This is a genomic window from Rhodoluna sp. (genome assembly GCF_036721215.1).
Taxonomy (GTDB): Bacteria; Actinomycetota; Actinomycetes; order Actinomycetales; family Microbacteriaceae; genus Rhodoluna.
The window spans coordinates 464714-485520 of the sequence record NZ_DAIMLM010000001.1; the positions used below are offsets into that span (position 1 = coordinate 464714).

Below are 20807 nucleotides of genomic sequence, written 5' to 3' on the forward strand. Positions count from 1 at the left end.
GCTTTAGACTGGCAAGTAACTTTCAAGGAGTAGCTAGTTGCCCAAAACATTTGAGCCTGAAGCTATGGTTGGTGGCAAAATCGCCAACCTTAGCCTTAGGCGTTGGCTGCACTCTCTACCCGGTGTAGACAAGGTAGGCCTTGAAGCTAGAGCCGCCTCACTTGGAACAAGATCCATAAAGACAACATCAAAAGCCTGGGCCTTGGATGCCGCCATCAAGATGATGGATCTAACAACTCTTGAGGGGATGGATACCCCGGAGCGAGTCAGATCACTTTGCTTGAAAGCTATAACACCAGATCCAACAGATCTAGATTGCCCAAGCCCTGCTGCTATCTGTGTCTATGGCGATATGGTTCCATTTGCCAAAGAGGCACTTGGTAAATCCGGTATCTACGTGGCAGCTGTTGCAACCGCCTTCCCTTCCGGAAGGGCATCCATAGGCGTAAAGCTGCAAGACACCAAGGATGCAGTCAAAGCCGGAGCAGATGAGATTGACATGGTGATTGACCGCGGAGCGTTTTTGTCTGGCAACTACCTCGAGGTATACAAACAGATTCAGGCTGTGAAACAGGCTTGCCAAAGAAACGATGGCAGCTTTGCCCACCTGAAGGTAATTCTTGAAACCGGTGAGCTGCAGACCTATGACAACATCCGAAGGGCAAGTTACCTTGGAATGCTTGCCGGGGGAGATTTCATAAAGACCTCAACTGGCAAGGTAACTGTGAACGCGACCATACCTATTACTCTTTTGATGCTTCAGGCGGTTCGCGACTGGTATGAGCTAACTGGCATCAAAATAGGTGTGAAGCCAGCAGGTGGTATTAGAACCGCCAAAGATGCCATCAAGTATCTGGTGGTAGTAAAAGAGGTAGCGGGAGAGCAATGGCTAACACCAGATTTGTTCCGTTTTGGAGCTTCCAGCTTGCTAAATGATGTACTGATGCAAAGACAAAAACTAAAGACCGGAAACTACTCCGGTCCCGACTACGTGACCGTGGACTAAGAGGTAAGAAATGTTTGAATACGCGCCAGCCCCAGAATCAAGGGCCCTTGTTACCTTCCAATCCAGCTATGGCCACTTCATCGGCGGTAAGTTCACCAAGCCATCCAATACCTATAAGACCATATCTCCCGCTACCGAAGAGGTCCTTGCTGAGATCTCAACCGCAACCGCCAAGGATGTTGACCTAGCGGTCAAGGCCGCTAGAAACGCATACGAAAAAGTTTGGTCTAAGTTATCTGGCGCTGAGCGAGGTAAGTACCTATATCGAATCGCAAGGATCATCCAGGAGCGCGCTCGCGAGCTCGCGATTGCAGAAACCCTTAATAACGGCAAGCCAATCAAGGAAACCAGGGATGCCGACATCCCACTTGTTGCAGCCTGGTTCTTTTACTACGCCGGTTGGGCCGACAAGCTTGACTACGCAGGCTTTGGGGTAAATCCAAAAGCCCACGGTGTTGCCGCGCAAGTAATTCCTTGGAACTTCCCACTGATGATGTTGGCTTGGAAAATTGCTCCAGCACTTGCTGCCGGAAACACCGTTGTTCTAAAGCCAGCTGAAACAACACCACTAACAGCACTTATCTTTGCCGAGATCTGCCAGCAGGCAGGCTTGCCTGATGGTGTTGTGAACATCATCACTGGCTTTGGTCAAACCGGTGCTGATCTGATTGCCCACAAAGACGTCAACAAAGTTGCCTTTACCGGTTCAACAGGAGTTGGAAGACTCATTGCCAAGCAGGTTGCTGGAACCAACAAGAAGGTAACGCTTGAGCTTGGCGGCAAAGCCGCCAACATCGTCTTTGATGATGCACCGCTTGATCAAGCGGTAGAAGGCATTATCAACGGCATCTTCTTTAACCAAGGACATGTTTGCTGTGCCGGAAGCAGGTTGCTGGTTCAAGAAGGCATTCAAGATGAGCTTCTAAAGAAGCTCAAGCGTCGCATGGAAACCCTCAAGCTAGGCGATCCACTGGACAAGAACACCGACATCGGTGCCATCAACTCCAAGATGCAGCTGGATAAGATCACGAAGCTTGTGAAACTGGGCGTCAAAGAAGGTGGAGAGGCCTGGGCTCCTAACTGCGAGATTCCAAAGAAAGGCTTCTGGTACGCACCGACCGTTATCACCGGAGTTGCACCAACCAACACCGTTGCCCGCGAGGAAATCTTTGGACCAGTTCTTTCGGTACTTTCCTTTAGAACCCCAGCCGAGGCGGTAGCCAAGGCAAACAACACCCCGTTTGGCCTATCGGCAGGTATCTGGACCGAGAAGGGTTCAAGAATTCTGAAGGTTGCCGATCAATTGAACGCCGGGGTTATCTGGTCCAATACCTTTAACCAGTTTGATCCAGCCAGCCCATTTGGTGGCTTCAAAGAATCGGGCTACGGCCGCGAGGGCGGCAGGCACGGATTGCTTGCTTACCTGAAGGGAGACAACTAATGAGATTAGACGTCAAGAAAACATACAAGCTCTTTATCGGCGGTAAGTTTCCAAGAAGCGAGTCCGGTCGCACCTACGAGCTACATTCTTCCAAAGGTGAATTCGTTGCCAACGTCTGCCTGGCATCTAGAAAAGATGCCAGAGACGCAGTTGTTGCAGCTAGAGCTGCCCAGCCCGGCTGGGAATCAGCCACCGCCTATAACCGCGGCCAGATTCTTTATCGCATCGCAGAAATGCTTGAAGGAAGACGCGATCAGTTCGTCGAAGAGATTAGAACCCTCACTGGAGTCACAGAAAAGCAAGCCAACCAAGAAGTTGATGCAGCTATCGATTCCTGGGTTTGGCACGCGGGTTGGTCCGACAAAGTTGATTCAGTTGCAGGTTCGATGAACCCGGTTGCAGGACCTTACTTCAATATCTCAACTAACCAGCCAACTGGTGTTGTTGCAGCCTTTGCTCCACAAAAGAGTTCATTGGTTGGACTTGTGAACACAATTGCTCCGGTGATTGTCACCGGAAACACAATCGTTGTTGTTGCCAGCCAATCGCTACCGCTTTCTGCAATTACCTTGACCGAGGTTTTGGCAACCAGTGATTTACCAGGCGGGGTAGTAAACGTACTTACTGGCAAAGAATCCGAAATGGCTCCTTGGCTTGCTTCTCACCAGGACGTCAACGCGCTTGATTTGGAAGGAACTTCTGATCCAGTGGATCTTGAGATCCGCGGAGCTGAGACTCTAAAGCGAGTAGTTCGACCAGGTGCGTTTGTAAGAACTGGATCCAAAGGCTCGCTTCAGCAAATTCTGGCCTTTATGGAAGTCAAGACCGTCTGGCACCCCAAGGGACACTAGCTACCAGCCAGAATCTTCATCGGGGTTAGGGTTATTTGGTTATGGCTGACAAATCACAAATTCTTGAGGTTCCCTCGCCTGATCTAATCGATCAGGAGTTTCTCAGAGACGTCTTTGCCTACCATCACTATGTTGAGGTTCGAGTTGCCCTCGAACTGGGGGAACAAGAACTTACAAGAAGCCTGGAAGAACTTGGCTTTGTAATTGGCAGATCCTTTTCTAAAGGAAAAACCAGATTGCAGCGCATGAAGATAACCCGTTTTGGGTTTGTGGAACAGCTAGCTATAGACAAGATGCGTGAGCACGGGCTAAGTGCGAACTGGGAGTTTGTCTTTGACTCGGCCAAACAGCGCGCGGGGTTGTGTAACTATAGCGATCACAAGATTTCACTTTCTAAATACATCGTCGAGTATCACAGCATCGACCAATCAGAGCAGGTTATCTTGCATGAGATTGCCCATGCCCTTGCTGGCAAGTCGGCAGGGCATGGACCGAACTGGAAAAACACCGCTAAGTCGATTGGCTACCGTGCTGAGAAATTCACCGGAAAAGAAATTGCCGAGCAAACAGCCAAGTGGGTCGGCGAATGCCGTAACGGACACCGGCACTACAGATTCAAAAGCCCCAAGGCAACACTTTCTTGCCTTTACTGCGGCAGGGGATTCAATCCACGAAATGTTATCTCGTGGACTAAGCGCGCCGCTTAGTTAGCTTGAAAATAATTAATTACTACCAAGCTAATTAGCGCACCAGCTGCGAAGTTCAACCAAATGAACTTCTTCCAACCACCATTAGCTCGTTCGCAATCAGCATCAGTGATGTTCAGATACGGCGAGATGATTACAAGGTATGGCACCACAGCAAGTGATGCCACAACACCGTGCCAGCCAATTGTCATAACTACCAAGGCAGAGACAATGTATAGAGCAAAGGCAAAGCGCACAGTATTTCTTGCACCTATTTGAGTGGCTACCGATTTGATGCCAGCTTCCCTGTCAGCCCGAACATCTTGAACGGCACCAAAGGCATGGCTTGCCATACCCCAACCCATAAAAGCTGCAATTACGGCAATCACCTTCGGATCTGCAATTGAAGACCCCGCTATCACCAGTCCATAAACCATTGGGCCAACAAAATGCACGGCTGAGGTAAACGAATCCAAGAAGGGGCGTTCTTTGAACCGCAACCCCGGAACCGAATAGGCAAGCACGGCAAAAAGAGTGAACCCGAGCCACAAATTGGCCTCCAAAGACCCAACAAGCAGCAGGTAAACAACAAAAACTGCGGCAAAGCCCACCGAAGCCCAAATGGTTAGGACGTGATACTTAGGATCCAATAGCGCACCTTCGATACCGCCCTTGCGGGGGTTTCGAAGGTCGCTTTCATAGTCAAATACATCGTTGATTCCATACATTAAGAAGTTGTATGGAATAAAAAAGAACAAAGTTCCGAGAATGAGAGTTAGATCAATGCGTTCCGAAACAAATAGGTAGGCCGCAAAAAAGGGAAAAGCTGTGTTCACCCAAGAAACTGGTCTTGAGCTCCAGAACAGAGACACTAAAGCGTTCACTTTTTGACTCTACTACCGAGCCACCACCAAGTCAGTGGAATTAGGAGTGCAGCTACCAGGGTGTATGCGAAGTCCTCAATAGGCGCAAAGCCGATAAAGACTCCAGAAAGAAGTGCTGGGTCATAAGCCACGATTCCTGATCCAACAATGAAGTTATCGAACACCGCGGTCATCAACAAAAGCGCCACAAGCGTGTAGCAAAGGGTGCCCCAGTGAGCTAGCCAACGGTAAGCAAACAGCAAAACTAGCACCGGAACAATAAAGATCAAATTTAGCAGCGCGTAGCTCATCTGCCACCTGACTCTCTAGCGGTCAGAGTCTTTTGAACCCAGGTGAAAACAATTAGAGTGCTGTAGCAAAGAAGGGCCAGGAAGAACAGCTCTTCGATTGGAAACTCTGGGAACACCTGGATGCCAGTCAACAAAGTGTTTTGACCCCGGAAGAAAATACCTGTTGCGATACCAGCGATGTCCCAAATCAAGAACAATACATATGCCGGAACCATCGAAAGTAAAGAACGCTTGGCATCAACCGTGAAGGCGAGTTTGTGGGTGCGATCCAAAAGGTATAGCCCAAGCAAAGAAACAATCAGAATGGCAAGATAACTTCCTGCAGGAAGCATCATTTCAGGCCTTTCCAACCGCCCTCGGAAACGGCGGTTAGCTCGCCCTCGATTGGACCGTTGGATCTATCATCCACCAGGTACTTATAAACCAGCTCGGCACCAATTAGACACATCGGCAAACCAATTCCTGGAATGGTGTTGTGACCTGCGTAGAACAAGTTCTTGATCTTCTTCGATCTGTTCTTTGGCCTAAAGAAAGCACTCTGCTGCAAGGTGTGAGCCATACCTAAAGCAGTTCCTGACCAAGCGTTTAGCTCGTTTACGAAATCTCTTGGGCCATAAGTGCGTTTCAATACAATGCGCTCGGCAAGATCTGGAATCTCACACCACTTAGAAATCTGTTCGATGATCTCGTCAGCTGCCTTTTCAAACTTCTCATCTCCTGAACCACCAATGCTTGGGTCAGCTGCAATTGGAACCAAAACGAAGAGGTTCTCATAGCCTGCAGGTGCTACCGAGTCATCAGTTTTACTTGGCGCGCAAATATACAAAGAAGCAGGGGATGGAACTTGACGTTTTCCGTCGGCCTTATGGAAAACCTCAGCAAAGTTCTTGCTCCAGTTTTCGGTATATAACAACGTGTGGTGATCAAGCTGCGGAATCTTGCCCTTTACGCCTAAGTACAACAACATCGCCGAAGGGCCAGGAACCTTGTTGCTCCAGAACTTCTCTGGGAAGGTTTGGTACTTTTCTTCAATTAGCTTGGTCTCAACGTGGTGCAAATCAGCAGTTCCAACAACCACGTCGGCTGCAATGGTTGCTCCGCCAACTACCACTCCGGTAGCAAGACCTTGGCTGTTGACTTCGATTTTGCTGACGGGGGAGCCTGTTTTGATATCCACTCCGTGTTGCTTGGCAACACGTTCGATGGCTTCGATAACTGAGTAAAGACCGCCCATTGGGTAGTAAACACCGACGTTTAGATCAACATGAGTCATCAGGTGATACATGCTTGGGGTGTCGTAGGGAGAAGCTCCCAGGAATACCGCCGGGAAGTTCAAGATCTTCTTTAGTCGTTCGTCCTTGACGTACTTGCCGCTGAAGTCATACAAAGAAGTCACCAGGTGCTTGGCAAAGGTAACCGCGCGGGAGAGTACTTCTTTGTTTGTGAACATCGAGATGTTTTGGAAGTTTGTATACAAAAAGTGCTTGATTGAAAGCTCGTAGGTGTCCTTGGAAGAATCTAGGTATCCCTGCAGCTTCTTACCTGAGCCTGGCTCAATGGATTCAAAAAGCTCTTTGTTCTTGGCAAGGTCTTCAACAATCATCAGCTTGTCGTTTTTGCCTTCATTCCGGGTCTGATAGGCAGGGTCAAGGCGCACGAGGTTTAGTTCTTTAGCCGAGGTTGTACCCATGAGTTTGAAAAATTGGTCAAAGGCGTCTGGCATGAGGTACCAAGAAGGACCCATGTCAAACTTGAAGCCATCTTTTTCCCAAACGTAAGCTCTTCCGCCAACTTTTTCCCGGGCTTCGAACAAAGTTACCTTCATGCCCGCTTTGGCCAGGAGTGCAGCAGACGCTAGACCCGCAATTCCGCCACCGATGACTACTGCGGTTTTTTGGGTCACTTAGGAACTACTCCAAGAACTGCTTTTGTAACAATTAGCAGCTTGACTGGATTCGGAACAGAGATTCTGGCTTCAAGCATTTGGGCAGCCGGAGTTTTTTCAATACGGTTTGCAAGCTCGGTAAATAGCATCTGCGCTGCAGCAACCGCTGGACGAGAAGTTTTTGGAAGCATCTTCAGTCCAATGGCTGCGCTTTTTAGATCAGCGCGAATGTCAGATAGCAGCTCTGCCTTCTGAGTTTCATTGAAGCTTTGAACGTTCACGTCTGGGAAGTAACTTCTTCCTAGCTTCTTGAAATCAGCTGCTAGGTCCCGCAAGAAATTTACCTTCTGGAAAGCTGCTCCTAGCGCTCTGGCGCTGGTGACGATCTGCTTGTAATCAGCTTGTGAATAGTCAGATTCTTTAACAAAAGCGTGCAGGCACATCAGCCCAACTACCTCAGCTGAACCATAAACGTATTTTTGGAAAGACTCTTGGTTATGCTTTCTTGGCCATAAATCCATTCGCATAGAAGCAAAGAAGGGCTCAATGATTGCCCTAGCAAACCCGGTCTGAACCGCTGTTTGGGCAAAAGCGTGAACTACCAAGTTGGTTGAGAACCTTGCCCGCAGGGCTTTGTAAATCTCTTCTTCCAATTGGTCAAGAGCGAAGCCTGGTTCGACGTTGCCACCCTCGGTTCTAGCGTCATTGGCTGCGCCATCGACTATTTCGTCGGCAACTCGAACCAGCGCGTAGATATTTCTAACGTGCTGGCGAATCTCCGGAGCCAATAACTTGGTGGCAACACCAAATGAAGTCGAATAGGAGGCTATTACCGCATTCGAGGATTGTCTGGCGGCATGGCTATAAAGCTCTAAGGAGCTTGGGTAAGTTGAAGAAGTCATCCCTTCTATTATTGGCCCAATTGCCTGCTTGTCTGGACAAAACTGCCCCTCGTTAGGCGCTGTATAGATAGGTACACTTAACCGCATGGCAAACATCATGAAACCCCGCAGCCACGCCGTTACTGACGGTATTGAGAAGGCTCCAGCCCGCGGAATGCTCCGCGCTATTGGCATGGGTGATGATGACTGGGATAAGCCCCAAATCGGTATTGGTTCTAGCTGGAACGAGCTAACCCCCTGCAATCTTTCTCTTGATCGCCTCGCTAAAGCTGCCAAGGTTGGGGTTCAGCGCGCGGGAGGATTCCCGATGCAGTTTGGCACCATCTCGATGTCTGATGGAATCTCCATGGGCCATGAGGGTATGCACTTTTCCCTAGTTTCTAGAGAAGTTATCGCCGACTCCGTAGAGGTAGTCATGGAGGCCGAAGCTCTAGATGGCTCAGTTTTGCTAGCCGGCTGCGATAAGTCACTTCCTGGCATGTTGATGGCAGCGGCCCGTTTAGACCTTGCTTCAGTGTTTCTATACGCCGGATCCATTGCTCCTGGTTGGGTCAAGCTAACCGATGGCACCGAAAAGTCAGTGACCATCATTGACGCCTTTGAGGCTGTTGGTGCATGCAAGGTTGGCAAAATGAGCGAGGAAGACTTAAAGCGAATCGAAAAAGCAGTTTGTCCAGGCGAGGGTGCATGTGGCGGTATGTATACCGCTAACACCATGGCCTCAATTGCCGAAGCCATCGGAATGAGCCTTCCAGGTTCTGCTGCTCCGCCATCGGCTGACCGCAGAAGAGACACTTGGGCAGAGCGAAGTGGTGAAGCAGTTGTAAATCTTCTATCAAAGGGAATCACCGCCCGACAGATCATGACCAAGAAGGCATTTGAAAATGCCATCTCGGTTTTGATGGCCTTTGGTGGTTCCACCAACGCCATTCTGCACCTTCTTGCAATTGCTAGAGAAGCAGAAGTGGATCTAACCATCGATGACTTCAATGCAATTGCTGATCGCGTGCCACATCTTGGAGATCTAAAGCCTTTCGGTCAGTACGTAATGAACGATGTCGACAAGGTTGGCGGTGTTCCTGTTTTGATGAAAGCACTTTTAGATGCGGGACTATTGCACGGTGACGTGTTGACCGTAACCGGTAAGACCATGGCCGAGAACCTAGAAGGCATTAACCCACCTGATCCAGATGGCAAGATTATCCGCGCGATGAATAACCCAATTCACAAAACTGGTGGAATCTCGATCCTTAAGGGATCTCTGGCTCCAGAAGGAGCGGTAGTCAAGACTGCAGGTTTTGACCTCACTGAATTTTCTGGCCCAGCCAGAGTCTTTGAGCGTGAGGCTCCAGCTATGGAGGCTCTAACCAAAGGTGAGATCAAGGCCGGAGACGTGGTGGTTATTCGCTACGAGGGACCTAAGGGTGGGCCTGGAATGCGCGAGATGCTTGCTCTGACGGGCGCAATCAAGGGTGCCGGCCTGGGTAAAGATGTTCTACTATTGACGGACGGACGATTCTCAGGCGGCACAACCGGCCTGTGTATCGGACATATTGCTCCAGAGGCGGCCGATGGTGGCCCAATTGCTCTGGTTCGCGATGGAGACTTGATTCGAGTCGACATCGCAGCTCGCTCGCTGGAACTACTCGTTGATGCGCAAGAGCTGGAGACCAGGAGAAAAGCCTGGACTCCACTTCCACCCCGCTATACCCGAGGCGTACTCGCGAAGTATTTGAAGCTGGTGCACTCTTCTTCGGAAGGTGCCTACTGCGGATAGTCGCGGATCACTTGGTTCAAACGAGCTATTAGGGGCCTTGCCCCGAACAGCAATTAGAGCAGTCAAAGGAATGTGTCGAGATGTCAACTGAGGTTCTTTCAGGAGCCCAAGCCATTGTGCGCTCGCTAGAGCTACTTGGCGTAGACACTATTTTTGGTCTGCCAGGTGGAGCTATCTTGCCAACCTATGACCCACTTATGGATTCCAAGAAGATTCGCCATATCCTGGTTCGCCACGAACAAGGTGCCGGTCACGCAGCAGAGGGCTACGCCTCAGCTTCTGGAAAGCTTGGCGTTTGTATTGCCACCTCCGGTCCTGGAGCTACCAACCTAGTTACCGCAATTGCCGATGCATACATGGACTCTGTTCCTCTTCTTGCAATTACCGGTCAAGTCGCATCGACTCATATTGGAACCGACGCTTTCCAGGAAGCGGACATTGTTGGAATCACAATGCCAATTACCAAACACAGCTATCTAGTTACCAAAGCAGAAGATATCCCAGGCGTCATTGCAGCTGCAGTGCAGATCGCAACTACCGGTAGACCTGGACCAGTTTTGGTTGACGTTGCCAAGGATGCCCAAAACCAGAAGTTTGATTTTTCTTGGCCGCCAAAGATTGACCTGCCGGGCTACAACCCAGTGACCAAGGCACGCGGTAAGCAAGTTGCCGCGGCGGCTGATTTGATTCTTGCTTCCAAAAAGCCAGTTCTTTACATCGGTGGAGGAAGTATTCGTTCTGGCGCTAGCCCAGAGCTTCTAAAGATTGCAGCTTTGACTGGTGCTCCAGCAGTGACAACCCTGATGGCCAGGGGGGCACTGCCTGATTCTCACCCGCAAAACCTTGGAATGCCGGGCATGCACGGTACCGTTCCTGCAGTTACCGCCCTGCAGAAATCAGACCTACTTATTACTCTTGGTGCCCGATTCGATGACCGCGTAACTGGAGACGTGAAGAGCTTTGCGAGAGAAGCAAAGGTTATTCACATCGACATTGACCCAGCCGAAATTGGCAAGATCCGCTTCGCTGACGTCCCTATTGTTGGCGATCTAAAAGAAGTGCTTATTGAGCTAAACGCCGAGCTAGAGCAAAGAAACAAGAAGCCAGATCTTGCCGACTGGTGGAAATTCATCGAAGGACTAAGAACTCGTTACCCTCTTGGATACACCGAACCAGAAGATGGCATGCTTTCACCGCAGTATGTAATCGAGCGCATTGGTGATATCTCAGGACCAGAAGCTGTCTTTGCTGCCGGTGTTGGTCAGCACCAGATGTGGTCTGCTCAGTTCATCAAATACGAAAGACCAAACAGCTGGCTTAATTCCGGCGGAGCCGGAACCATGGGTTACTCGGTTCCTGCAGCTATGGGTGCCAAGGTTGCACAACCTGAGCGTCTAGTTTGGGCTATCGATGGCGATGGCTGTTTCCAGATGACCAACCAGGAACTTGCTACCTGCACCATCAACAAGATTCCTATCAAGGTTGCAGTTATCAATAACTCTTCTCTTGGAATGGTGAGACAGTGGCAGTCGCTTTTCTACAACAGCCGCTACTCCAACACAGATTTGCACACCGGATCAGACTCACTGATGATTCCTGATTTTGTAAAGCTAGCTGATGCCTACGGATGCCTTGGCATCCGAGTTGAGAAAAAAGAAGATGTCGACGCCGCCATCAAGCTTGCTATTGAAACTAACGACCGTCCGGTTGTTATTGACTTCGTGGTCGGTAAAGACGCCATGGTTTGGCCGATGGTTCCAGCAGGACTTTCCAACGACGAGGTTCAGTTCGCCAAGGATGCAGCACCGGTTTGGGACGGTGAGGAGTAAAGATGTCCAGACACGTCCTTTCCCTGCTGGTTGAAGACAAGCCAGGTCTCCTTACCCGCGTAGCGGGCCTGTTTGCTAGAAGGGGCTTCAATATTGAATCCCTAGCCGTAGGAACCAGCGAAGTAGAGGGGCTATCCAGGATCACCGTGGTTGTTCAAGTAGAAGGCCACGCTCTAGAGCAGGTAACCAAGCAGCTAAATAAGCTGATCAACGTAATCAAGGTAGTTGAGCTTGAGCCAGATCTAGCCGTTCAGCGTGATCACATTCTGGTCAAGGTCAAAACCGATGCCAGTAACCGCTCTCAGGTACTTGAGGCAGCGGATCTGTTCCGGGCGAGAGTGATCGATGTGGTTTCAGATACTTTGATTATTGAGATCACCGGAGATTCTTCCAAGTGCCAAGCCTTTATCAAGGTGCTTGAGCCATTTGGAGTTAAAGAACTAGTGCAGTCTGGAATCTTGGCCATGGGCCGAGGCTCAAAGGCAATTAGTGACAAGGTTTCTAAGTAGTACCCAAGAAAAAGTTTCAACTAAAAACAAGGAGAGAAAAATGGCAGAGATCTTTTACGACAAGGATGCCGATCTAGCAATCATCCAGGGGCGCAAGGTTGCCGTTATTGGCTTTGGCTCTCAAGGTCACGCTCACTCACTGAACCTCAAAGACTCTGGTGTTGACGTGGTTGTTGGTTTGCAAGCAGGTTCTAAGTCCAAGGCAAAGGCCGAAGAGCAGGGTCTAAAGGTATTGACCACCGCTGAAGCCGCGAAGTGGGCAGATGTAATTGTTATCTTGGCGCCAGATCCAAAACAGCGCGATCTATACACCGAGTCAATCGCGCCAAACCTAGTTGAAGGCAACGCACTTGTCTTTGGTCACGGTTTCGCTATTCGCTTTGGATACATCAAGCCAGCAGCTGGCATCGATGTTTTCCTTGTTGCACCAAAGGGACCAGGACATATCGTTCGTCGCGAATACGCAGCTGGCCGCGGTGTTCCAAACCTAGTTGCCGTTGAGCAAGACGCCAGCGGCAAGGCAATGGAGCTAGCGCTAAGTTACTCCAAGGCCATTGGTGGTACCCGTGCTGGAACCATCAAGACCACCTTCGCTGAAGAAGCAGAAACTGACCTGTTCGGTGAGCAAGCAGTGCTTTGTGGTGGAGCCTCCCAGCTGGTTCAGTACGGTTTCGAGACCCTAACCGAAGCTGGTTACCAGCCAGAGGTTGCTTACTTCGAGGTCCTTCACGAGCTCAAGCTAATTGTTGATCTGATGTACGAAGGTGGAATCGCCAAGCAGCGCTGGTCTGTTTCAGACACCGCTGAATACGGCGATTACATCTCAGGCCCACGAGTTATTGGTCCAGAGGTCAAGGTCCGAATGAAAGAAGTCCTTACCGACATACAGGATGGAACTTTCGCCAAGAGATTCGTTGCCGACCAGGATGCTGGCGGACCTGAGTTCCTAGCGCTACGCGCCAAGGGCGAAGCTCACCCAATCGAAGAAGTTGGAAGAAAGCTTAGAAAGCTTTTCTCATGGTTGAAAAACTCTGACGACTACGAAGAGGGTAAGGCTGCTAGATAACGAGTTCTTAGCTTTTTAGAAAAACCCTCGCCTTCGGCGGGGGTTTTTTGCTTGGTTGGAACTTGAAGCTCTATTCGGGCTACGCTGAACGAGTGTTGATGCAAACCCTGATTGAAAAAGCTGGCTGCGAGAACTTTCGCGACCTTCACAGCTGGTCGGTAGCAAACCCAGGGAAATTTTGGCGTCAGGCTTGGGAAGATCTAGGCATAGTTGGCGATAGCGGAGCTATCGACTTTTCAGGATCTGGTTTTGCAGATACCAAGTGGTTTCCAGAAGCACGTTTGAATGTTGTCAACACTTTATTGGCAGGGGACCCACACAAAGAAGTCCTAGTTGCTTACTCAGAAGCTGGTCCGAGAGTTTCTCTTACCCGCGGAGAGCTAAAGCAAGAAGTCGCAGCTTGTGCTGCTGCTTTGAAAGCATCAGGCGTAAAGCAAAACGACCGGGTGGCGGCCTGGATGACCAACTCTGTCGAGAGCGTGATCTTTGCTCTAGGTGCCTTATCTATTGGTGCCGTTGTTAGCACCGCATCCACAGACTTCGGACCTGCCGCTCTGGTGGACCGCTTCGGTCAGATCGAGCCTGTTTTCTTGCTAGCTGCTTCTACCTATTCCTATGGTGGCAAGCATCACTCCCTGCTGGACAAGCTAGGCGAGGTAGCTAGTCAGCTTCCAACGGTAAAGACCTTGATTGTTCTTGGAGCAAATGGCCCTGGCCAAAGCTTTGAGACTTGGCTTGCTCCGCATCGCGGAGCGGAGTTGGAACCAGAACTATTTGGTTTTGATCAGCCGGGTTTCATATTGTTTTCGAGTGGAACCACCGGAAAGCCAAAGTGCATTATTCACTCGGCCTCAGGCGTGCTACTAAAGGTTTTATCCGAGCAGGGCTATCACATGGACATCAGAGAATCTGATCGAGTGCTTTACTCAACAACCTGCGGTTGGATGATGTGGAACTGGTTGGTTTTTGGTTTGGGCCGAGGTGCAACTATTGTGCTTGTCGATGGCAGCCCAGGTCATCCAAACGTCGAACGACTTTGGCAAATCACGGGCGACGAGAAGCTGAGCTTTCTTGGAGTTTCAGCTGCCCTAATTGATGTTTGGCGTCAGCAAGGTCTAAAGCCAAAAGATAAATACCAACTGGGTAGCTTGCGCGCTATTGCCTCAACCGGGTCTCCACTTGCTGCCTCAGGTTTCGACTGGGTTGAAGAATCCGTTGGAAGTCAAGTCTCGGTTGTCTCAATTGCTGGTGGAACTGATCTTTGTGGCTGTTTGGTTCTAGGGGTACCAACTGAGAAAGTTCCACGCGGTGAGATTCAAGGCCCTGCGCTGGGACTTGATGTTGTGGTGCTTAGAGCTGATGGCTCTGAAGCAGACCCTCTGGAAGATGGCGAGCTGGTTTGCCGAACACCTTTTCCAACTGTTCCACTTGGTTTTTGGGGAGATAACGACCGAGCCAAAATACACTCGGCTTACTTTGATCGCTTCGAAGGCATCTGGGCTCACGGTGATCACGCCAGAAGAACCGAAACCGGTGGCTTTGAAATCCTTGGCAGGTTGGATGCCACCTTGAATTCCAAAGGGGTTCGGATTGGAACCGCTGAGATCTACCGGGTTGTGCTCACAATAAAGGGGATCACTGGAGCACTAGCGGTAGCCCAACCGGCAGGTAATGACACCAGGGTTATCTTGTTTTTGGTTTGCGAAGGTGAGCTAACAGAAGATCTGGCCCAGGAAATCCGTTCCACCTTGAGAAGCCAAGCTAGCCCGAGGCATGTTCCAGACGTAATTGCTAAGGCACCTGATTTACCAAGAACCAGAAATGGCAAGCTCAACGAGCTTGCAGTATCAGACATTGTTTCAGGCAAGCCTGAAAGAGATAGCTCTACCCTTGCTAACCCAGAAAGCCTAGAGTTTTTTAGAACTTGGACTAAGCAAAACCCAGCTAGCTAGATAGCTCGGGTTGTTCCGCGAACCACAAGCTCAGAAGTAACTCTTATCTGCTGTGACTTCGAATTTGGTTTCTCAATTCGCTCGATGATTCTTTTTGCCGCCAGCTTGCCAAGTTCTGCAAGAGGCTGGGCAACAGAGGTTAGGTTCACACTTCGTAATCCACCAAGACGAATACCGTCATAACCAACAACCGAAATGTCTTCTGGAACCTGAAGACCAGATTCTTCAATTGCTGCAATTGCACCAACCGCAGCAAAGTCGTTAGCAACAACCAGTGCGGTTGGAGCAAGTTTCAGTGCTTTCTTGGCGGCTGCGTAGCCAGCGGTATCCGTAAGACCGCCAGCAACAACCTGTGTGTGATTCTCTAGTCCATGACGCTTCATGGCTTGGGTGTAACCGACGGATCTCAATACAGAAACTGGGTTATCGCCACCTGATAGACAAAGAATCTTGGTGTGTCCAAGACCTACCAGGTGATCAACAGCTAGCTGAGCTCCAGCGACGTCGTCGTTACAAACGGTATCCATATGAGATACGGCAATATCTTCTCGGGTTACGGTGACTGTTGGAACCTCCGCGGCTATCTCCTTTAGGTCTTCAGCACTTAGGCGGTGAGAAATAAGGATCAGCCCTTCGATCTGGAATTGCAGCAGAGTGTCGATTTCGGTCTTCTCAAGAAGGGGATCATCACCGCCTGTCACCAGCATCAAGCTATAGCCATACTCGCGAAGCTCGGATTGGACCCCATCCCAAATCTCCGCCGAAACTGGATTATGAAGATCCAGTATCAAGACCCCGAGGGTCTTACTTCGCCTGGCGGCCAGGCTCCTGGCCGCAGCATTTGGGCGATAACCCAGGTCTTTGGCGGCCTTGAGGATCTTCTTTTTGCTGTCATCGCTTACCTTTGGGGAGCCAGAAAGAGCCAGCGAAACCAAGGATTTGGACATGCCAGATTTAGCGGCAACGTCCAAGATGGTTGGTCTGGAGCTAGACATGTGTCTTAGCTAACGTCCTTGACCATAACTGCGCTGCCAGTGGCAATTGACTTCTCGCAGGCAACGGCAATGCGAAGGCTTTCAAGAGCTGAATCTGGCGGGCAAGGGTTTTCAATTTCACCCAAGGCAAAGGAAACAAAGCTTCCGGTTTCATTTCTAAAGGCGTCTCTGAAGCGGTCAACAAAACCGCCATAGGGATTGATGTTCAGCTCTAGCTGACCTTCAAGATCATGCAGCGGTGTTCTGGTGTTTAGTCCTGCAGATAGCGCATCTTTGGAACCAAAAACTTCCATGCGAACATCGTGGCCCAATGCTCCGTGTCTAGTTCCGGTAATCACAACTTGAACACCGTTTACGGTTTTGATGTTTATTGCAGTAACGTCCGCATCATCAAATTCCTTGTAGTCCATCTGGTAGCGAACAGCCTTGGTAGCGTAAACGCTTTCAACTTCGCTACCTGTGATCCAGCGAACTAGATCAAAATCATGAACGTGCATGTCGCGGAAGATTCCACCACTACCTGCCATGAACTCTTTCTCGCTTGGAGTCTTGTCGTGAGCTGTCATGTTCAGGGCGTAGATGATTCCAACCTCACCACTAGCAACCTTTTGCTGCATAGCTTTGATTGGCTCATCGAATCTGCGCTGGAAACCAATTTGCAATGATGAACCATTTTTCTCAACAAGTTCGATTGCCTCTAGGGTTCCAGCAATAGTTGGAGCAATTGGCTTCTCGCATAAAATCGCCAAGGACTTAGGTGCAACCATTTCCAACACTTCTTGGTGGGCGCTGGTTCCAACGGCAACCACAACGGCATCTACCTCAGCGGTTTCGATTTCTGACCAGGGGAGCACGCTCGCTCCAAAGCTTTCCGCAAGAGATCTGGCCTTATCTTCGTTCCGATTCGCAATAAGGACTTGGGTTACCCTCTTGTCAGCAACCAGGTCTTCTACCCGGATAGCGCCCATGCGCCCTGCGCCAATAACTAGAACTTTCATGTCTGACCGCCTTCTAACTGAGACCTGAATTGCTAAACTGCCACTAGTCTGTCATAATTTTTGGAACGCTCCAACGAAAGGAACCAAATTGTCCAACTTTCTTTCCCGTGTGGCTTCGGCCCCGATTTCTTGGGGTATCTGTGAGGTTCCAGGCTGGGGAGCGATGCTTCCTACCGATCGTGTTCTAGGTGAGATGAGAGGCCTAGGCCTTACCGCTACCGAACTTGGAGCGCCGGGTTTTCTACCCGATGACCCACAGGGTGTTTACGACAAGCTAGATAGCTTTGGGCTAAAGCTTCTTGGCGGCTTCACGCCTGTTGTTCTTCACGACAAGTCAGCACGCCAAGAAACTATTGAAAGCGCAACAGCAACCGCAAAAGTTTTCCAGCGTGCGGGAGCCACCAAGTTTGTTTCGGCAGTTGTGCAGGACTGGGACTGGTCCAACCCAAGAGAACTTTCAGATTCTGAAAAAACTCACATGACCGAGATGTTCAAAGTCATTGATGACATTTGTGCCGAGCACGGACTAGATCAAGTTCTTCATCCACACGTGCAGACTCTGGTTGAAACCAGAGACGACATGCACCGTGTATTGGATTCTTGCGACGTGCGCTGGTGTCTTGACACCGGACACATGGCCATCGGCGGCCAAGACCCAGTTGAATTTGCTAAAGATGCATTCGAGCGAGTTGGTCACGTGCACCTAAAGGATGTCAATCTTTCGATGGTTCCAAAAGTCATGAGCCGCGAAGTGACTTTGATGAACGCAACGCAAGCAGGGCTGTTCACATCCCTTGGTCAAGGAGACGTTGACATCAAGGGAGTTATCCAAACCCTTGAAGGCCAGGGCTATCAGGGTTGGTACGTCATCGAACAAGACACCGCCATTACTGCCGGCATGCCTAAAGAAGGCGAAGGTCCGGTTGAGGATGTCAAGACTTCGCTTGACTATTTGACTGACGTTGTTGCTCCAACCTTGGCTAAGAACTAACAGCGAAGAACAAGTAATCAAAATGGATGTTCTGAGCGTAGGTCGGGTGAGTGTTGATCTCTACGCTCAGGAAGCAAACATCGGATTCGATGGCCAGCAAACCTTTCAAAAATCAATCGGTGGATCCCCAACCAATGTGGCGGTTGCCGCAGCAAGGCTAGGACTCAAGGCAGCCCTGGCCACCAAGGTTGGCGAGGACGGGTTCGGAGAGTATGTCCGAAACAAGCTATCTGGCTTTGGGGTAGCTACCGATTACGTCTTTACCCAGGCCGGATCCCAGACCCCACTTGCCTTTGCAGCCCTGACTCCACCGGAAACTCCAACCATTGCCTTCTACCGAAACCAAGCCCCAGACACCACCCTTTTGGCCTCTGATATCCCAGAAGCTGCCATCAAAGAGGTCCAGATTCTCTGGATCAGCCAAAGCGCCCTCGCGGTTGGCACAGCCGCCGAGGCAGCGCTTTCTTGGATGAAGCTAAGAAACCCTTCCCAGCACACCATCGTCGATCTTGACTACCGAGCTACCCTTTGGGCTAGCAAAGAAGCTGCAAAGGCAAAAGCTCAAGAGAGCATTTCTCTTGCAACAATCGTCGTTGGCAATTTGCAGGAGTGCGAAGTTGCTCTGGGTAGCAATGATGAAAACGAAGCGGCAGATGCACTGCTTGCTCTTGGAGTAAAGCTGGCAGTTATCAAACTCGGTGCCGATGGTGTGCTACTTGCCACCGCTTCTGAGCGAGTAAGAATTGCACCCACTCCTGTTGAGGTCGTCTGCGGCCTTGGGGCAGGCGATGCTTTTGGGGGAGCGCTTTGCTATGGAGTCCTGCAGGGCTGGGGCTTAGAACAAATGGGACGCTTTGCTAACGCAGCTGGAGCACTGGTTTCGACCAGGTTGACCTGCGCAGATGCAATGCCATCTCTTAGCGAGCTAGATTTGATTCTGGAAGGTGCCTGATGAGTCTAGATAGAGAAAAGTACCAAGGGCTGCTTGATGCCCGTGTTTTCGAACCGGCGTCATTGCAGAAAACCCTAGTTGGTCGTCGCCGCAGAAAACTAAGAACCAAAGACGGCAACTTATTGATTCTTGCGGCCGATCACACCGCACGCGGAAAGATTTCCTTGGGTCTTGATCCAATTGCCATGTCCGATAGGTATACCCTGTTGGATCGACTTACCCGCTGCCTCGCACTTCCAGAAGTAGATGGCGTACTTGCCAGCGCGGATATCTTGGAAGAGCTTGCTTTTCTTGGAGCGCTAGACAACAAGTTAGCTATTGGCACCATGAACCGCGGTGGCATCATCGGCGCTAAATGGGAACTAGATGACCGGCTAACTTCTTATGATGCTGAACATATCGAGTCCATGGGCCTTGATGGCGGTAAGACGCTTATCCGCATTGATTACAGTGACCCCTCGGTAGCCAGAACTATTGAAACCGTGGCAGCGCTAACCACCCAACTAGCTGATCGGAAGCTAATGGCCATGATTGAGCCGCTGCCTTACAAAAAGAACGCTGAAGGCATGGCCATTCTGGACGACTCGGACGAGGCTCTTATCAAGGTAGTAGCCATAGCCTCTGGCCTTGGAGCTAGCTCTGCTTATTCTTGGCTCAAGGTTCCAGCTACCGACCGGATGTCACAGGTAGCGGGAGCTACCTCGTTGCCTGTTTTGATGCTTGGCGGAGAACCGGAATCAAACCCAGACGAGCTTTTCAACCGCTGGATCGCAGGAATGAAAGAGCCAAATGTTCGAGGTTTGGTTGCAGGAAGATCCTTGCTGTATCCAGTCAACGGAGATTCCGAGAGTGCTGTTAGACGTGCTGGGCAAGTAGTAAGACCAACCCCCGCTGGAGGAAACTAATGAGCTGGTACTACCCCAACGGCAGCCTTGCTACCGCAACAACCGAAGTTTCTATTTCTCCAGAGCAAGCTGGCTGGCAATACAGCGGGTTGCAGGTCGCAACGCTAGCTCCCGGAAAAACTTACAGTACTGAGCTATCGGGTGAAGAGGGAGTAATCCTTTCGCTATCCGCGAGGGATGTCACGGTCACCGTAAACGGTGAAGAGTTCACTCTTGCTGGTCGCGAGGGAGTTTTCGCTCAAGTTTCGGACTGGATCTACGCACCGGTTGGCTCAAAGATCACTCTTAGTGGTGCTAGTGGCGAGGTTGCCATCTGCACCGCACGAGCTACCGAAGTCTTCCCCGTTGTTTACACCAAAGCCAGTGATGTTGTGGTGGAAGTAAGGGGTGCGGGTTCTGCCTCTAGGCAGGTCACCAATTACGCAACGCCAGATTCTTTCCACGCAGCTCACAAGATCAGCGTCTGTGAAGTAATTACCCCAGGAGGCAATGTGTCTTCTTGGCCACCGCACCGCCACGATGGTATCGATGGCTGCGTGGCCAACAATGAAGAGATTTATTATTTCCGCATTGGCAAAAACGAATTGCCCCACGGAGACCAAGAGGGTGTTGGCCTGTTTCACATGTATACGGTTTCCGGTTCTGTTGACGAAACTCTAACCATCAAAGACGGTGACCTCTACGTTGTTCCCGAGGGATACCATGGGCCAACTAGCGCCACCCCGGAATACCCCATGTACTTCTTGAATGTGCTGGCTGGTCCTGCAGAAGAACGCACAATGGCTTTTTGCGATGACCCAGATAAGCACTGGATTCGCGAGAACTGGAAGACCCAAACCCAAGATCCAAGACTTCCTTGGACCTCCGCCACCCCAAGAAAGAGATAAA

The 20807-nt window shown here is 50.4% G+C and carries 19 protein-coding genes and 1 pseudogene; 13 read left to right on the forward strand and 7 right to left on the reverse strand.

The annotated features are described in order from the left end of the window. The first annotated feature begins 64 nt into the window (after nucleotides 1–64). Genes deoC through AC9UCN_RS02400 form a run of 4 tightly spaced genes read left to right on the forward strand, consistent with a single transcriptional unit; the run spans nucleotide 65 to nucleotide 4005 of the window. Nucleotides 65–1006 (forward strand): deoxyribose-phosphate aldolase, encoded by a 942-nt coding sequence (gene deoC, locus AC9UCN_RS02385; RefSeq protein WP_509523655.1) that lies wholly within the window; start codon nucleotides 65–67, stop codon nucleotides 1004–1006. 10 nt (nucleotides 1007–1016) lie between these two features. Further along, the gene (locus AC9UCN_RS02390; protein WP_509523358.1) at nucleotides 1017–2447 is read left to right on the forward strand and encodes an aldehyde dehydrogenase family protein; all 1431 of its coding nucleotides are present in this window, start codon (nucleotides 1017–1019) and stop codon (nucleotides 2445–2447) included. Beyond that, on the forward strand, nucleotides 2447–3298 hold the full coding sequence (locus tag AC9UCN_RS02395; protein ID WP_509523360.1) for an aldehyde dehydrogenase family protein: 852 nt from the start codon (nucleotides 2447–2449) through the stop codon (nucleotides 3296–3298). The genes AC9UCN_RS02390 and AC9UCN_RS02395 overlap by 1 nt, the downstream gene beginning before the upstream one ends. A gap of 41 nt (nucleotides 3299–3339) precedes the next feature. Beyond that, nucleotides 3340–4005 (forward strand): SprT-like domain-containing protein, encoded by a 666-nt coding sequence (locus AC9UCN_RS02400; RefSeq protein WP_509523362.1) that lies wholly within the window; start codon nucleotides 3340–3342, stop codon nucleotides 4003–4005. Here the strand turns inward: AC9UCN_RS02400 and AC9UCN_RS02405 are convergent. Genes AC9UCN_RS02405 through AC9UCN_RS02425 form a run of 5 tightly spaced genes read right to left on the reverse strand, consistent with a single transcriptional unit; the run spans nucleotide 4002 to nucleotide 7945 of the window. Next, nucleotides 4002–4868: a prenyltransferase gene (locus AC9UCN_RS02405; RefSeq protein WP_509523363.1), complete on the reverse strand. Its 867-nt coding sequence runs from the start codon at nucleotides 4866–4868 to the stop codon at nucleotides 4002–4004. The two genes, AC9UCN_RS02400 and AC9UCN_RS02405, sit on opposite strands and share 4 nt — an antisense overlap. Beyond that, the gene (locus tag AC9UCN_RS02410; protein WP_509523365.1) at nucleotides 4865–5158 is read right to left on the reverse strand and encodes a lycopene cyclase domain-containing protein; all 294 of its coding nucleotides are present in this window, start codon (nucleotides 5156–5158) and stop codon (nucleotides 4865–4867) included. Before AC9UCN_RS02410 ends, AC9UCN_RS02405 begins: the two co-directional genes overlap by 4 nt. Further along, nucleotides 5155–5493 (reverse strand): lycopene cyclase domain-containing protein, encoded by a 339-nt coding sequence (locus AC9UCN_RS02415; RefSeq protein ID WP_509523367.1) that lies wholly within the window; start codon nucleotides 5491–5493, stop codon nucleotides 5155–5157. The genes AC9UCN_RS02410 and AC9UCN_RS02415 overlap by 4 nt, the downstream gene beginning before the upstream one ends. Continuing rightward, nucleotides 5490–7061, reverse strand: coding sequence for a phytoene desaturase family protein (crtI, locus tag AC9UCN_RS02420; protein WP_509523369.1), 1572 nt, complete (start codon nucleotides 7059–7061; stop codon nucleotides 5490–5492). The genes AC9UCN_RS02415 and crtI overlap by 4 nt, the downstream gene beginning before the upstream one ends. Further along, nucleotides 7058–7945 carry a phytoene/squalene synthase family protein gene (locus tag AC9UCN_RS02425; RefSeq protein ID WP_509523371.1) on the reverse strand — a complete coding sequence of 296 codons (888 nt, stop codon included), beginning with the start codon at nucleotides 7943–7945 and terminating at the stop codon, nucleotides 7058–7060. Before AC9UCN_RS02425 ends, crtI begins: the two co-directional genes overlap by 4 nt. A gap of 85 nt (nucleotides 7946–8030) precedes the next feature. Between AC9UCN_RS02425 and ilvD the strand changes: the two genes are divergently transcribed. The 5 genes and pseudogenes from ilvD (at nucleotide 8031) to AC9UCN_RS02450 (ending at nucleotide 15078) form a co-directional block, all read left to right on the forward strand. Beyond that, nucleotides 8031–9722 (forward strand): dihydroxy-acid dehydratase, encoded by a 1692-nt coding sequence (gene ilvD / locus AC9UCN_RS02430; protein ID WP_509523373.1) that lies wholly within the window; start codon nucleotides 8031–8033, stop codon nucleotides 9720–9722. 71 nt (nucleotides 9723–9793) lie between these two features. Further along, a pseudogene (locus AC9UCN_RS02435) lies at nucleotides 9794–11551 on the forward strand (acetolactate synthase large subunit); the annotation flags it as partial. Between the two features lie 2 nt (nucleotides 11552–11553). After that, nucleotides 11554–12060 (forward strand): acetolactate synthase small subunit, encoded by a 507-nt coding sequence (gene ilvN / locus AC9UCN_RS02440; RefSeq protein ID WP_509523375.1) that lies wholly within the window; start codon nucleotides 11554–11556, stop codon nucleotides 12058–12060. A gap of 40 nt (nucleotides 12061–12100) precedes the next feature. After that, nucleotides 12101–13126: a ketol-acid reductoisomerase gene (gene ilvC / locus AC9UCN_RS02445; protein ID WP_509523377.1), complete on the forward strand. Its 1026-nt coding sequence runs from the start codon at nucleotides 12101–12103 to the stop codon at nucleotides 13124–13126. Nucleotides 13127–13188: 62 nt separating this feature from the next. After that, nucleotides 13189–15078, forward strand: coding sequence for an acetoacetate--CoA ligase (locus AC9UCN_RS02450; RefSeq protein ID WP_509523378.1), 1890 nt, complete (start codon nucleotides 13189–13191; stop codon nucleotides 15076–15078). Here the strand turns inward: AC9UCN_RS02450 and AC9UCN_RS02455 are convergent. Together AC9UCN_RS02455 and AC9UCN_RS02460 are read right to left on the reverse strand one after the other, a co-directional pair. Then, nucleotides 15075–16073, reverse strand: a complete 999-nt coding sequence (locus tag AC9UCN_RS02455) for a LacI family DNA-binding transcriptional regulator (protein WP_509523380.1) — start codon at nucleotides 16071–16073, stop codon at nucleotides 15075–15077. The two genes, AC9UCN_RS02450 and AC9UCN_RS02455, sit on opposite strands and share 4 nt — an antisense overlap. A gap of 5 nt (nucleotides 16074–16078) precedes the next feature. Then, nucleotides 16079–17071: a Gfo/Idh/MocA family protein gene (locus tag AC9UCN_RS02460; protein WP_509523381.1), complete on the reverse strand. Its 993-nt coding sequence runs from the start codon at nucleotides 17069–17071 to the stop codon at nucleotides 16079–16081. Between the two features lie 88 nt (nucleotides 17072–17159). Here AC9UCN_RS02460 and AC9UCN_RS02465 point away from each other — a divergent pair, with 88 nt between their 5' ends. Genes AC9UCN_RS02465 through iolB form a run of 4 tightly spaced genes read left to right on the forward strand, consistent with a single transcriptional unit; the run spans nucleotide 17160 to nucleotide 20806 of the window. Beyond that, a complete protein-coding gene (locus AC9UCN_RS02465; protein WP_509523382.1) occupies nucleotides 17160–18062 on the forward strand; it encodes a TIM barrel protein in 903 nt (300 codons plus the stop codon). A 22-nt stretch (nucleotides 18063–18084) separates the two neighbouring features. Then, on the forward strand, nucleotides 18085–19014 hold the full coding sequence (gene iolC / locus AC9UCN_RS02470; protein ID WP_509523656.1) for a 5-dehydro-2-deoxygluconokinase: 930 nt from the start codon (nucleotides 18085–18087) through the stop codon (nucleotides 19012–19014). Then, the gene (locus AC9UCN_RS02475; protein WP_509523383.1) at nucleotides 19014–19919 is read left to right on the forward strand and encodes a Cgl0159 family (beta/alpha)8-fold protein; all 906 of its coding nucleotides are present in this window, start codon (nucleotides 19014–19016) and stop codon (nucleotides 19917–19919) included. The genes iolC and AC9UCN_RS02475 overlap by 1 nt, the downstream gene beginning before the upstream one ends. Next, nucleotides 19919–20806, forward strand: coding sequence for a 5-deoxy-glucuronate isomerase (gene iolB / locus AC9UCN_RS02480; protein WP_509523384.1), 888 nt, complete (start codon nucleotides 19919–19921; stop codon nucleotides 20804–20806). Before AC9UCN_RS02475 ends, iolB begins: the two co-directional genes overlap by 1 nt. Nucleotide 20807: the final 1 nt, after the last annotated feature.

What these genes read in the sequence shown, in the direction of transcription:
- deoC (WP_509523655.1), top strand. Translation starts at nt 65, where the DNA reads ATGGTTGGTGGCAAAATCGCCAACCTTAGCCTTAGGCGTTGGCTGCAC.
- AC9UCN_RS02390 (WP_509523358.1), top strand. Translation starts at nt 1,017, where the DNA reads ATGTTTGAATACGCGCCAGCCCCAGAATCAAGGGCCCTTGTTACCTTC.
- AC9UCN_RS02395 (WP_509523360.1), top strand. Translation starts at nt 2,447, where the DNA reads ATGAGATTAGACGTCAAGAAAACATACAAGCTCTTTATCGGCGGTAAG.
- AC9UCN_RS02400 (WP_509523362.1), top strand. Translation starts at nt 3,340, where the DNA reads ATGGCTGACAAATCACAAATTCTTGAGGTTCCCTCGCCTGATCTAATC.
- AC9UCN_RS02410 (WP_509523365.1), bottom strand. Translation starts at nt 5,158, where the DNA reads ATGAGCTACGCGCTGCTAAATTTGATCTTTATTGTTCCGGTGCTAGTT.
- AC9UCN_RS02415 (WP_509523367.1), bottom strand. Translation starts at nt 5,493, where the DNA reads ATGATGCTTCCTGCAGGAAGTTATCTTGCCATTCTGATTGTTTCTTTG.
- AC9UCN_RS02425 (WP_509523371.1), bottom strand. Translation starts at nt 7,945, where the DNA reads ATGACTTCTTCAACTTACCCAAGCTCCTTAGAGCTTTATAGCCATGCC.
- ilvD (WP_509523373.1), top strand. Translation starts at nt 8,031, where the DNA reads ATGGCAAACATCATGAAACCCCGCAGCCACGCCGTTACTGACGGTATT.
- ilvN (WP_509523375.1), top strand. Translation starts at nt 11,554, where the DNA reads ATGTCCAGACACGTCCTTTCCCTGCTGGTTGAAGACAAGCCAGGTCTC.
- ilvC (WP_509523377.1), top strand. Translation starts at nt 12,101, where the DNA reads ATGGCAGAGATCTTTTACGACAAGGATGCCGATCTAGCAATCATCCAG.
- AC9UCN_RS02455 (WP_509523380.1), bottom strand. Translation starts at nt 16,073, where the DNA reads ATGTCTAGCTCCAGACCAACCATCTTGGACGTTGCCGCTAAATCTGGC.
- AC9UCN_RS02460 (WP_509523381.1), bottom strand. Translation starts at nt 17,071, where the DNA reads ATGAAAGTTCTAGTTATTGGCGCAGGGCGCATGGGCGCTATCCGGGTA.
- iolC (WP_509523656.1), top strand. Translation starts at nt 18,085, where the DNA reads ATGGATGTTCTGAGCGTAGGTCGGGTGAGTGTTGATCTCTACGCTCAG.
- AC9UCN_RS02475 (WP_509523383.1), top strand. Translation starts at nt 19,014, where the DNA reads ATGAGTCTAGATAGAGAAAAGTACCAAGGGCTGCTTGATGCCCGTGTT.
- iolB (WP_509523384.1), top strand. Translation starts at nt 19,919, where the DNA reads ATGAGCTGGTACTACCCCAACGGCAGCCTTGCTACCGCAACAACCGAA.